This is a genomic window from Gilliamella sp. B14384G10 (genome assembly GCF_016101685.1).
In the GTDB taxonomy this organism is placed as follows: Bacteria; Pseudomonadota; Gammaproteobacteria; order Enterobacterales; family Orbaceae; genus Gilliamella; species Gilliamella apis_A.
The window spans coordinates 68197-80099 of sequence record NZ_JACFQA010000005.1 but is presented as its reverse complement, the minus strand read 5'-3'; the positions used below and the strand labels follow the sequence as shown (position 1 = coordinate 80099).

Sequence of the window (11903 nt, the reverse complement as noted above, 5' to 3'; positions counted from 1 at the left end):
GTTAATCCATCTTTTTTGGTTTTACATAATTGCTTAGGATAAAGACGCCAATACCTAAACAAATGGCACAGTCAGCAATATTAAAAGTTGGGTAATGCCAATCACCAAAATTAACATCTAGGAAATCAACAACAAAACCATGATAGAGGCGATCGAATAGGTTGCCTAACGCACCTCCTAAAATTAATGCTAATGAGAAGTTTTCTAGTTTTTGTTTATGCTTATTGCAATATAGCATATAAACAATTACTGCACTGACAATAAAGGCAATTGCTGCCAGTATCCAGCGTTGACCTTCAAATATACTGAATGCGGCACCAATATTGCGGACATACGTTATCGAGAAGAAGGGGAGTAGATTTACTGATTCAAAAAGGAAAAAATTCTTTACAATCCAAAATTTACTTGCGATATCTATAACAAAAACCACTACCGCCAATAATAACCAGTAAAGTCCATTATCTTTTTTCATATAGTCTATGCTCATTATTATAATACCGCCGACAATCGTCGGCGGTAAATGTACTTAGTTAATTGCTATAAGATTATTTTTATAGCTCTTTTCTATTCCTATCACTAACTGTTAGTGGTTAAGCAAAATGTCTTACTTCACCATTGCCATGAATATTTTCTTCACAGCGTTTACATAAGTGAGTGGTAGGATTGTTATCAACAGTATAATGCCAGCAGCGAGGGCATTTATCGCCTTGTGCTTTAGCAAGCTCAATTTTAAGACCTTGAATATCACTTTGTACTGCTTGTTGTGATGCGCTGTCTAACGGTTTAACACTTGCTTGTGACGTCAGTAATACAAATCGTAATTCATTTTCTAATTTCGCAAGTGCCGTAGCAATTTCGCTATTGGCATAAAGAGTAACAGCAGCTTCAAGCGATCCACCAATAACTTTATCATTACGACCTTGCTCTAACACTTTGTTTACTTCACTACGAATAGTTAAAATTTGTGCCCAGTAAGCGCTGTTTAGTGTTTCACTCTCAGACAGACTAAATAGTGAGGTATACCATTCATCTTCAAACACAAATTCTGATTTTTCTGTTGCAGGTAGATATTGCCAAATTTCATCTGCAGTAAATGATAAAACAGGTGCAATCCAACGAACCATCGCTTGAGCAATATGGTATAACGCTGTTTGACAGCTATGACGGGCAATACTGTCACTTTTCGCCGTATATTGACGATCTTTGATAATATCTAAATAGAATGAGCCCATTTCAATTGAGCAGAATTGCATTATGCGTTGTACCACTCTATGGAAATCGTAGTTTTCATAAGCTTGAATAATTTGTTCCTGTGCTTCTTTAGCCACGCTAACCGCCCAGCGATCGAGTACCACCATATCTTCAGGTTTAACCATATCTTTAACTGGATCGAAACCATTTAAGTTAGCCAATAAGAAACGCGCAGTATTACGGATACGACGATAGCTATCAGCTGCACGTTTGATGATTTCATCTGAATAGCTCATTTCACCTGAATAATCGGTTGAAGCAATCCATAATCGTAGAATATCGGCACCTAATTTATTCATTACCTCTTGTGGTGTAACGATATTACCTAGCGATTTAGACATTTTACGACCTTGTCCATCGACCACAAAGCCATGCGTTAATACTTGTTTATACGGTGCTTTGTTATCAATTGCAGTTGATAACATTAACGAAGACATAAACCAACCACGATGTTGATCTGAACCTTCTAAATACATATCCGCTTCATGTCCTTCAAACTCAGGACGTACGCCAACAACTGAATAGAATGTTGAACCTGAATCAAACCATACATCTAGCGTGTCTGGTACTTTGCGATAATCATTGGCATCTGGACCTAATAGGTCTTTAATATCGGCATCCCACCATGCTTGAATACCATTTTGCTCAACTAATTTAGCGACTTTTTCGACTAATTGTAGTGTGTCTGGATGTAACTCTTCAGTTTCTTTGTGTACAAATAACGTCATTGGTACACCCCATGTACGTTGACGTGAAATACACCAATCAGGACGATTTGCCACCATTGTTTCAATTCGAGCTTGACCCCAATCAGGGATCCAACGAACTTGTTTAATCTCTTTTAGCGATTGAGCACGTAAACCTTGTTTATCCATGCTGATAAACCATTGTGGCGTTGCTCGATAAATTACAGGTGTTTTATGTCGCCAACAGCATGGGTAACTATGTTCAATATTTTCAAAGTGTAATAGTGCATTGTGTTCTTTTAATAGCTCAATGACTACTTTATTGGCTTTAAAAACGAATAAACCATCTAAACCAGCACCGGTTCCCGGTAAATAACAACCATTGCCTCCCACTGGGTTGGCGACTTCAAGGCCATATTTTTGGCCAACGATAAAGTCTTCTACACCGTGACCTGGAGCGGTATGAACAGCACCAGTACCAGCATCAACAGTAACGTGTTCACCAAGTACAATTGGCTCATCAAAATCGAGGAACGGATGTTTGAAACGTAATAATTCAAGCGCATCACCTTGGCAAGAACCTAAGACTTTCCAATCAGTGATATCAGCACGTTTCATAACTGATTCAACTAAATCAGCAGCTAAAATTAGGCACTCTTTATCGTTGATTTGGATTAATTGATATTCAACCGTTGCATTAAGCGCAATTCCTCGGCTAGCTGGTAATGTCCATGGTGTGGTGGTCCAGATAACCGCATGAATAGTTAAGTCAGTACTAACTCCGAATTTATTTGCTACTGTTTGATTGTCAGTTGCTTTGAATTTGACATCAATTGCCGGTGATGATTTATCATAATATTCAACTTCGGCTTCCGCTAAGGCTGACATACAGTCGGTACACCAATAAACTGGTTTAGCCCCTTTGACTAAATGACCATTTTCAATCACTCTACCTAAAGCCCGAATAATATTCGCCTCAGTATCATAATTCATTGTACGATATGGATTTTGCCAATCGCCAAGTACACCCATACGAATAAAATCAGCTTTTTGTAGTTCAACTTGTGAAGCCGCATAATCACGACAAATTTGGCGAAATTCAGCTGGTGTCACTTTTACGCCTGGTTTACCAACCTGTTCTTCAACTTTTTGTTCTATCGGTAATCCATGACAATCCCATCCTGGAATATACGGGGAGTCATAACCACTTAAACCTTTAGATTTGATGATAATATCTTTAATTATTTTATTAACGGCATGACCGATATGAAGTTTTCCGTTTGCATAAGGAGGGCCATCATGCAAAATAAAAGATTTTTTGCCTTTTTTTACTTGACGGATTTTGCGATAAAGTTCTTTATCATACCAATTTTGCAACATAGCTGGTTCACGTTTAGCAAGATCGCCTCGCATAGGGAATCCAGTTTCCGGTAAATTCAATGTATTTTTATAGTCTGTCATGCTGATTTATTCCAGTTATTTTTGTTGATACTACTTTTTAATTGGTTAATTTTGCACTGATCTGTTTCGCAGTGCAAACATCTTGTGAAATTTGTTGTTTTAAATCTGCTAAAGAATCAAATTTTTTCTCATCGCGTAATTTACAGACAAAGGTAACGTCTAAATATTGTCCATAAATATCACCTGAAAAGTCAAATAGATTCACTTCTAAAATTGCTTTTTTACCTTCAATGGTTGGTCTAATACCGATATTGGCAATGCCATGATAATATTGATTGCTACAACAGTTTTTGACTTTGACAAAATAGACCCCTTGTAAAGCAGGTTTTTTTCGATTCAAATGAATATTGGCGGTTGGAAATCCTAATTGTCTTGCTAATGCATTACCATGCACCACTCTACCTTGAATGGCGTAATCACGACCTAAAAGGCAACGAGCTAATTCAAAATCACTATTAAACAGTGCTTCACGAACAGCTGTACTGCTGATTCTTAAATTATTCCAAACAAAGGTTTGCATACTTTCAACCGAAAAATGGTTATTTGGAGTATATTGTTGTAACAGATTGATGTCGCCTTTGCGGTCTCGGCCAAATTGGAAATCATCACCAATAACAATATATTTAGCGTTCAATTTATTAATCAACCAGTCTTGAATAAATGCATTGGCTGACATATTGGCAAAAGTTTGGGTAAAGGGTACTGCAATAATATAGTCGATACCGAGTTTTTCAATTAGTCGTACTTTTTCTTTAAATGAAGTTAAGCGAGTTGGTGCTCGCTTACTGAAAAACTCTAATGGTTGTGGCTCAAATAACATAACCGCTGTGGGTAAGTTTAATTTTTTACCTTGTTCAATTAAATGATTTATTAATTGTTGGTGTCCTAAGTGCACACCATCAAAGTTGCCCAATGTAAGTACACACTGAGTAAATTCATTGTTTAAATTATCAATACCGCGGATTATCTTCATTAAAGCGTGTTAGTTAATTATTATGTTTTCACTAAAATAGCTGCCAATTATACCAATCTTTCTTGAAGATGCACGCAATAACAATTGGGCTTTTTATGGCGGTGTCGGCAATATTGTGATTGATTAATATAAAAACGCTTGAGGTAGTCTCAGGCATGTTTATATTTTTCCTGTTGTGAGTATAAAATAAGCGATAACTGGTTTTTAGTAGATTATTGATAAATAATCCAACATATACTTTATATTGGATTATTTTATTGATTAATAGTGTTTTAACGCTCTTAAAAACTCTTGTCGAGTACTTGGATTAGTTTTAAATCCGCCACCTAACGCGGTAGTGGTGGTTAAACTATTTGAATCTTTAATGCCTCGGGCTTTTACACAAAAGTGTGTTGCATCAATTGATACTGCAACATTAACTGTACCAAGTAGAGTTTGCAATGCAACCAAAATTTGTTGGGTTAATCTTTCTTGTACTTGTGGCCGTTGTGAAAAAAACTGAACAATTCGATTGATTTTTGATAGACCGATCACTTTATCTTTCGGGATATAAGAAACGGTTGCTTTACCATCGATGGTGACAAAATGGTGCTCACAAACACTGGTTAAAGTAATATCACGAACAGTGATCATTTCATCAACCTGCATTTTATTTTCAATAAGAGTTATTTTCGGAAAATTATGATAATTAAGACCGGAAAATATTTCATCAACATACATTTTTGCGACTCGATGCGGCGTTTCGGCGAGGCTATCATCATGCAAATCAAGTTCCATGAGTTTCATGATTTCTCGGAAATGCGCTTCGATTTTAGCTTTCCGTTCGCTATTTTCCATAGCTAAACGACATGATGGGGTTTCAAGATTTTTAGCTGCTAATGCCTCTTTGACTTTTTGCGCAGCAAGACTTAATTCTGTCATTTATTTAGTACTCAGGCGAAAATAGATGTCACATTATATATTACTCATATAGTGATATACAGTAATTTTCATTCATTGGATTGGATAAAAGCTCGTTATTATCTGGATTATTTTTACACTATATTATCGGAGTCAGCAACAATATTACTGTTAATTAGGTTATACTTATAGTTATTAAATCTAATAACATTTGGGTAACTATTGATGCCAAATAATGAGCCAATTATTTTAATTGATGGATCTTCTTATCTTTATCGGGCTTTTTTTGCTTGTCCGCCTTTAACCAATGCCAATGGTGAACCGACTGGGGCTATTTTTGGTGTTATTAATATGATTCGTAGCTTGATGAATCAATATAATCCTACCCATATTGCGGTAGTTTTTGATGCTAAAGGTGGATCATTTCGTAATGAAATTTATAGTGAATATAAAGCAACTCGTGAAGAGATGCCGGAAAATTTACGGCCACAAATTGAACCCATTCACACCATTTTAAAAGCGATGGGTTTACCATTACTTTGCATTGAAGGTGTTGAAGCCGATGATGTGATCGGGACTTTAGCCAAACAAGCAGAAAAAGAAAATCTTCAGGTACTCATTAGTACTGGGGATAAAGATATGGCGCAATTAGTAAGCGATAAAGTTACACTGATTAATACCATGAATAATACCGCACTTGATCCGCAAGGTGTTGTGGATAAATTTGGTGTGCCACCAGCAAAAATTATAGATTATTTAGCATTAAGAGGTGACAATTCCGATAATATCCCAGGGGTAGCAGGAATTGGAGAAAAAACAGCACAGGCTTTATTAACTGCTTTTGATAGTGTAAAAGATATTTATAACCATTTAGACGATATTGAGAAATTATCGATTCGAGGAGCTAAATCATTAAAGCAAAAATTAATAGACAATCAAAAGGATGCAGAGCTTTCTTATCTATTAGCTACCATTAAAACCGATGTGGCATTAGATTTTACGAATGAACAACTACTTGTTACAGATCTTGATGTAAATAAATTAGTCGAATTATTTGCCTATTATGGCTTTCATCGTTGGCAAAAAGAATTAATAGCCGGTAATTTTTTAAAACAACAAAAACTAACAGCTACTGATATTGATAATATGTCGTTATTCTCACAGGAAAGCGATACCGTTAAAGATAAAATTGATACAGATTACCAATGCATATTAACCCATGAGCAATTAGATGATTGGGTTAGTAAATTAGCTAACTGTCAGCAATTTGCCTTTGATACAGAAACGGATAATGTTGATCATATTCATGCTAAATTGGTTGGCATATCATTAAGCGTGGCACCTTATCAAGCTGCTTATATTCCAATTAATCACCAATATCTCGGTGTGCCAGATCAATTACCATTAAATGATGTATTAACTAAATTAAAACCAATATTAGAAAACCCAGCAATTAAGAAAATCGCCCAAAATGCCAAATTTGATTACAGTGTGTTAGCTAATTATGGTATCCATGTGCAAGGTATTGCTTATGATACAATGTTGGAGTCATATGTCTTAAATAGCACTGAACGACACGATATGGATAGTATGGCGAATCGTTATTTGCATCTTAAAACTATTACTTATAATGAATTAACCAAGGTTGATAAAAAACAAGTCACTATCGATGCTATTGAAGTTGAAAAAACTACGCAATATGCCGCTGAAGATGCGGATGTTACTTTGCAACTTCATCAGAAACTATGGCCTGAGCTGGAAAAAGACCACAAGCTCAGTAAGTTATTTACCGATATTGAAATGCCGTTGGCGATTGTGTTGGCCGATATGGAAAGGACAGGGGTGTTAATTGACGCTAGACAGTTAAATGATTATTCCATTGAATTAAATAAAAAAATGCTAGAAATAGAGGCCGAATTACATTTCCTAGCAGGTGAAAAATTTAATCCTTCTTCACCAAAACAGATTCAAGCTATTTTATTTGATAAACACCAATTACCTGTCTTAAAAAAGACACCAAAAGGTGATCCATCAACTAGTGAAGATGTGTTGAGTGAACTTGCTGAGCAGTATGTTTTACCGCGTAAAATATTGTTTTATCGTAGCTTAGCAAAACTGAAAAACACTTATACTGATAAATTACCGTTGATGGTAAGTCCAATAGACCATCGAATTCATACCAATTACAATCAAATTGGTACGGTAACTGGGCGGTTGTCATCAAATGATCCGAATTTACAAAATATCCCTGTACGTAATGAAGAAGGACGTAGAATTCGGCAAGCATTTATTGCACCACAAGGTTATAAGATTATTTCAGCCGATTATTCGCAAATAGAGTTGCGTATTATGGCGCATTTATCACAGGATCAAAGTCTGCTTAGCGCTTTTGCTGATGATAAAGATATTCATAGGGTTACCGCGAGTGAAGTATTAAGTAAACCAGAGGCAGATGTTACAGCCGAAGAGAGACGACGTGCGAAAGCAGTCAATTTTGGTTTGATTTATGGTATGAGTGCATTTGGATTATCGAAACAAATTAATCTTCCCCGTAAAGAAGCACAATTCTATATTGATCGCTATTTTGAACGTTATCCTGGTGTACAAGCTTATATGGAAGAAACACGCCAATTGGCAACGCAACAAGGCTATGTGGAAACTTTATCAGGAAGACGATTATATTTACCAAAAATCATTTCTGGCAATGGTATTGAAAAACGGGGCGCTGAACGTGCGGCAATTAATGCACCAATGCAAGGTACTGCAGCAGATATCATCAAAACCGCTATGATTAAAATGAGTGAGTGGATAAAAAATCAACCGACAGGTAATATCAGAATGGTGATGCAAGTACACGATGAGCTGGTGTTTGAAGTTAAAGAAGAGTTGGTGAGTGAATATAGTGCGTTGATTAAATCAATTATGGAGAATTGTTATCAACTTTCAGTACCGTTAAAAGTTGATGTTGGTATTGGTAATAATTGGGATGAAGCGCATTAATCTTTTTATTAAAATTAACTTATACGTTATAGTTTGATTTTTATACTAAAATATATAGTTAATTACTCAATACTTTTATAAAATAGTTGTTAATTTTATGCTGTTAGCGATGGCTTGCCGAAACCTTTTGGCGTGTTAGAATAAACAACTAAATTGAATTTATTACAAAATGTTATTATTTTTCTCACTTATGAGAAGAGTTTAAATAAAAAAGAGCGCGAGCAATGAATTGACGTTTGAGTGTTCTTTTTTGTTATTAATAGGATTATTTCATGAAAATTAAAACCCGTTTTGCACCAAGCCCAACCGGTTACTTACATGTGGGTGGTGCTCGTACAGCACTTTATTCTTGGCTATATACTCGCCATGCACAAGGTGCTTTCGTATTACGTATTGAAGATACCGATCTTGAGCGTTCAACGCCAGAAGCGATTGAAGCGATTATGGAAGGTATGAATTGGTTAAAATTATCATGGGATGAAGGCCCATATTTTCAAACTAAACGCTTTGATCGTTACAATCAAGTGATTGACGAAATGTTAGCTAATGGTACTGCTTATCGTTGTTATTGTTCGAAAGAGCGATTAGAAAAATTACGTGAACAGCAAATGGCGAATGGGGAAAAAGCTCGTTATGATGGCCATTGCCGTTGTGATGACGTACAAAAACAGCATAATCATGACGAACCGCATGTTGTTCGCTTTGCTAATCCTACTGATGGAGTAGTTGTCTTCAACGATTTAATTCGAGGACCAATTGAAATTGCCAATAAAGAGCTTGATGATCTCATAATTCGTCGTACTGATGGATCACCAACTTACAATTTTTGTGTCGTGGTAGACGATTGGGATATGGAAATTACTCATGTTATTCGTGGTGAAGATCACATTAATAATACCCCTCGACAAATTAATATTCTTAAAGCGCTTGGTGCACCATTACCTGAATATGGTCATGTATCGATGATTTTAGGTGATGATGGGCAAAAACTCTCGAAACGTCATGGTGCGGTAAGTGTTATGCAATATCGTGATGATGGTTATTTGCCTGAAGCACTATTAAATTATCTAGTTAGGCTTGGTTGGTCTCATGGTGATCAAGAAATATTCTCGGTGCCTGAAATGGTGAGTTACTTTTCTTTAGATGCAGTCAGTAAGTCGGCCAGTGCATTTAATACTGAAAAACTACTTTGGTTAAATCATCATTATATTAATCATTTAGACGCTGATTATGTTGCACAGCATTTAGTTTGGCATATGAATCAACAAGGTTATGATTTAGATCAAGGCCCCGATTTGATTACTATCGTCAAATTATTTGGTGAGCGTTGTAAAACATTGAAAGAAATGGCTGAATCAAGTAGCTATTGCTATCAAGATTTTGCTGAGTTTGATGCTGATGCGGCTAAAAAGCATTTGCGCCCCGTTGCCAAAGAGCCATTAGAAGTGGTTAAGGCTAAAATTGAAGCAATTTCTGACTTTGATTGGCAAATCGATAAAATTCACCATGCCATTGAAGCAACAGCAGCTGAGCTTGAGGTTGGTATGGGTAAAGTTGGTATGCCTCTTCGGGTTGCTGTAACCGGAATTGGGCAATCACCTTCAGTTGATGCCACTGTTTATGCGGTTGGTAAAAAACGCACCTTAGCTAGAATAGATAAAGCATTGGCTTATATTGCTAACAGAGAACAAACTCAAGCGTAATCTCATTTAATCGCCGATAATAACTCGGCGATTCACTTTATCTTGTTGAGAGTTTATTATGGCTCGCTTAAAGAAACGTTATTGGATTCCGTCGCTTATATTATTGATTATAATCATAGCAAGTTTATCTGGATGGCGTTATTGGTTAGCATTTAAGGATGAATATAATCTTTCGATAGACTGGCAAGGCATCAACATCGGCTGGGATGGTTTATCTTTTGCTGAACTAAATATTGCTCAGCAATCACAATTATCAGTAACGGCTAGCGATGTGAAAATATCATGGTCACAGCTGAGCGCTAAAAATATCGATATCTATTGGCAAAAAGCCGATTTTACCAATACACAAGCAGTAACGAAAATTGCAGATGATCAATTACAACAACTTGATCAATCTACTTTTGAACCTTCATTGATTTCGACTATTATTGCCTGGTTACCAACAAATATTAACATTGAACATTTAATATTACACCAGCAAGATAGTGAATTATTTAATCTGAAAGTTGCAGTGGTTAAAAATCAAAATACTTTACAACTCAACCTAGCCAGTAATTCTCAGGATATGGCAACGCTTGCTGCTGATATCTCATTTAATCAATCAAATTCATCGGTTGAAATTGAAAATGGTGTTTTGACCACATCTTTATCGTATTTTGGTATTGAAAAAGGTAGTTTAACTTTACCATTCAGTGGTGTTTTAACCGATAAGCTATTTACTTTAAAAAGTACCGATAAAGCACTAGTTAATATTGAAAAAGCGAATTTTTCCGATGATTTAATTATTAAACCATTAATCGGAAAATTAACTCTTGATGCAGCATTGCCGATTCCATTTAAAGCTAATCAAGTTAACGTCAAATCATCATTAACAATTAATAAATTTGACGGCATATATAAGGCAAGCGAATTTAAATCCGCTTTGGGGGATATAAATCTTTTATTCAACAATAATCAATTTACTGTTACAACTTCAGCATTAACCATTCAACAAGTGAATATTGGTGTTATTTTTGAAAAAGTAAAATTAGCTGGTAGTTATTCAGCATCTTTAGCTGCACCAAATAAAGGAGTTGTAAAATGGCAATTAGCACAAGCCGCTATTTTTTCTGGTTCTGTTTCTCTTGATAAAGGGCAATTGAATTTAGCAAAATTACCCCAAAAATTTAATTTAAGGTTAAAAAAGGTACAACTTAAAGATATTTTTGCAAAATATCCTGCTGAGGGGTTAGCTGGAGAAGGCGCGATTGATGGTGTTTTACCGATTACTTTATTGCCTTCTACTAAAAAAGGCACCGCTTTGACCGAAGTTATTATCAAAAATGGTCAATTAGTAACGGTCAATGAGGGCTTTTTGCGGTTTGAAAATTCAGCATTGCAAAATTATGCACAAGCCAATCCTAATATGAAAATTCTCACTGATATTATTAAAAATTTTCATTATACTAAATTATCAGGTACGGTTAATTATGCTAATGAGATTGCAAAGTTAGGATTAAATATCCAAGGCAGTAACCGAGATGTTGAAAATGGTAAAGCAGTAAATTTAAATATTAATCTTGAAGAAAATATTGCAAAATTGTTGATAAGTTTACAACTTTCCGATCAGATTAACGACCCCATACGAAAACGTATTGAAGCGTATTTGAGAGGGAAATCTTGATAGATAAGAGGCTATATTATGCTAAAAAATATGATTACTATTATCGTGTGTAGCGCAGTATTAATTGGCTGTACACCAACGGTTAAGGTACAAGCGCCAAATGAACCAATTAATATCAATTTAAATGTTAAGATTGATCATGAAATTAATATTAAAGTTGATAAAGCCTTAGATAACATTATCAATAAATCAGGTTTATACTAAATTAATATTATTATCGATCGTTATTTACTAATAATGTCGTGAATCTAAAAAATTACTCTTGC

The 11903-nt window shown here is 35.5% G+C and carries 8 protein-coding genes; 4 read left to right on the top strand and 4 right to left on the bottom strand.

What is annotated here, in order from left to right; genetic code table 11:
* Position 1 precedes the first annotated feature (1 nt).
* The 4 genes from lspA to folE all read right to left on the bottom strand — a co-directional run bounded on the left by lspA (position 2) and on the right by folE (position 5292).
* Positions 2-472: a signal peptidase II gene (gene lspA, locus H3T54_RS10525; protein ID WP_198222391.1), complete on the bottom strand. Its 471-nt coding sequence runs from the start codon at positions 470-472 to the stop codon at positions 2-4.
* Between the two features lie 118 nt (positions 473-590).
* Complete coding sequence (gene ileS / locus H3T54_RS10520; protein ID WP_198222393.1) at positions 591-3398, bottom strand: isoleucine--tRNA ligase; 2808 nt, start codon at positions 3396-3398, stop codon at positions 591-593.
* 37 nt (positions 3399-3435) lie between these two features.
* Entirely contained in the window at positions 3436-4371 is a 936-nt protein-coding gene (ribF, locus tag H3T54_RS10515; RefSeq protein WP_110446900.1) for a bifunctional riboflavin kinase/FAD synthetase, read from the bottom strand.
* Positions 4372-4632: 261 nt separating this feature from the next.
* Positions 4633-5292, bottom strand: coding sequence for a GTP cyclohydrolase I FolE (folE, locus tag H3T54_RS10510; protein WP_086363232.1), 660 nt, complete (start codon positions 5290-5292; stop codon positions 4633-4635).
* 204 nt (positions 5293-5496) lie between these two features.
* Between folE and polA the strand changes: the two genes are divergently transcribed.
* The 4 genes from polA (at position 5497) to H3T54_RS10490 (ending at position 11841) form a co-directional block, all read left to right on the top strand.
* The gene (polA, locus tag H3T54_RS10505; protein ID WP_198222395.1) at positions 5497-8271 is read left to right on the top strand and encodes a DNA polymerase I; all 2775 of its coding nucleotides are present in this window, start codon (positions 5497-5499) and stop codon (positions 8269-8271) included.
* A gap of 272 nt (positions 8272-8543) precedes the next feature.
* The gene (gltX, locus tag H3T54_RS10500; RefSeq protein WP_198222397.1) at positions 8544-9974 is read left to right on the top strand and encodes a glutamate--tRNA ligase; all 1431 of its coding nucleotides are present in this window, start codon (positions 8544-8546) and stop codon (positions 9972-9974) included.
* Positions 9975-10032: 58 nt separating this feature from the next.
* A complete protein-coding gene (locus H3T54_RS10495; RefSeq protein ID WP_198222399.1) occupies positions 10033-11637 on the top strand; it encodes a YdbH domain-containing protein in 1605 nt (534 codons plus the stop codon).
* A gap of 18 nt (positions 11638-11655) precedes the next feature.
* A complete protein-coding gene (locus tag H3T54_RS10490; protein WP_173795303.1) occupies positions 11656-11841 on the top strand; it encodes a YnbE family lipoprotein in 186 nt (61 codons plus the stop codon).
* Positions 11842-11903: the final 62 nt, after the last annotated feature.